This is a genomic window from Streptomyces milbemycinicus, from assembly GCF_002154605.1.
GTDB classification, from domain to species: domain Bacteria; phylum Actinomycetota; class Actinomycetes; order Streptomycetales; family Streptomycetaceae; genus Streptomyces; species Streptomyces milbemycinicus.
The window spans coordinates 1-1,162 of record NZ_MUNE01001199.1 but is presented as its reverse complement, the minus strand read 5'-3'; the positions used below and the strand labels follow the sequence as shown (position 1 = coordinate 1,162).

The window sequence follows — 1,162 nt, the reverse complement described above, 5'->3', positions numbered from 1 at the left end:
GGGCCTCCGGGGCTGTCACCCTGGACCCCCGTCCCCTCACGTCTCGTTCACCACCGCCAGCACCGCCCCGACCTCGACCTGCCGGCCCGGGGTGGCATGCAGCGCGGAGAGCACACCGGCGGCGGGCGCCGTGACCCGGTGTTCCATCTTCATGGCCTCCAGCCACAGGATGGCTTGCCCGGCCTCGACCCGGTCGCCGACCGCCACATCGGCGACGCGGACGACCGTGCCCGGCATGGGGGCCAGCAGCGAGCCCGGTTCCGTACGGGCGGTGAGGTCGGGGAAGCGGGGCAGGGCGGTGAAGGTGTGGGCGCCGAGGGGTGAGTCGACACATACCTGTGTGCCGTACGCGGCGACATCGAAGGCTCGCCGTACGCCGTTCACTTCCAGCACCACGTGGTGGGGGCCGGCCTCGATCAGCCGGGTGTTCGGGTGGTCGTCGGCTATGAGGCCGTCGCGGGTCAAGCGGTAGCGGACCTCGTGTTCGGTGCCGTCGGGCTCCGACCGGTAGGTCTTGAGCTGCGGCTGCGACGGTACGTTGCGCCACCCGCCGAGCCGCCCGGCCACGGTCCCGGTCGCGGTCGCGGGGGGCTGTGCCGCGTCGGCCAGGGCGGCGGCGAGGGCGGCGAGGCGAGCCGTCGTCTCGTCGGTGGCGGTGGTCAGGTCCTTGAGGTGCCGTTCGAGGAAGCCCGTGTCCATACGGGCGTCCTGGAACTCGGGGTGGCGCAGGGCGCGTACGAGCAGATCCCGGTTGGTGACCGGCCCGTGCAGCCGGGCCCGCTCCAGGGCGTGCGCGAGGCGGCGAACGGCCTCGGCCCGGGTCGGGGCCCAGGCGATGACCTTCGCAAGCATCGGGTCGTAGTGGACGGTGATGTCGTCGCCGTCGGCGAGCCCCGAGTCGACGCGCAGCCCCGCGCCCTCCGCCACGGCCAGCCGGTGCATCGTGCCCGTCCCCGGGCGCCACCCCGCCGCCGGGTCCTCCGCGTACAGGCGGGCCTCCACCGCGTGGCCGCGGGGCCGGGGCGGCCCCGCGGCCACGCGGTGGAGGCCCGCCTGTACGCGGAGGACCCGGCGGCGGGGTGGCGCCCGGGGACGGGCACGATGCACCGGCTGGCCGTGGCGGAGGGCGCGGGGCTGCGCGTCGACTCGGGGCTCGCCGACG

1 pseudogene is annotated in these 1,162 nt (G+C 75.7%); it reads right to left on the bottom strand.

Going from position 1 to position 1,162, the window contains the following annotated elements:
* Positions 1-36: 36 nt before the first annotated feature.
* Positions 37-1,065: pseudogene (locus CCN51_RS52080) on the bottom strand (acyl-CoA carboxylase biotin carboxyl carrier protein subunit); the annotation flags it as partial.
* Positions 1,066-1,162: the final 97 nt, after the last annotated feature.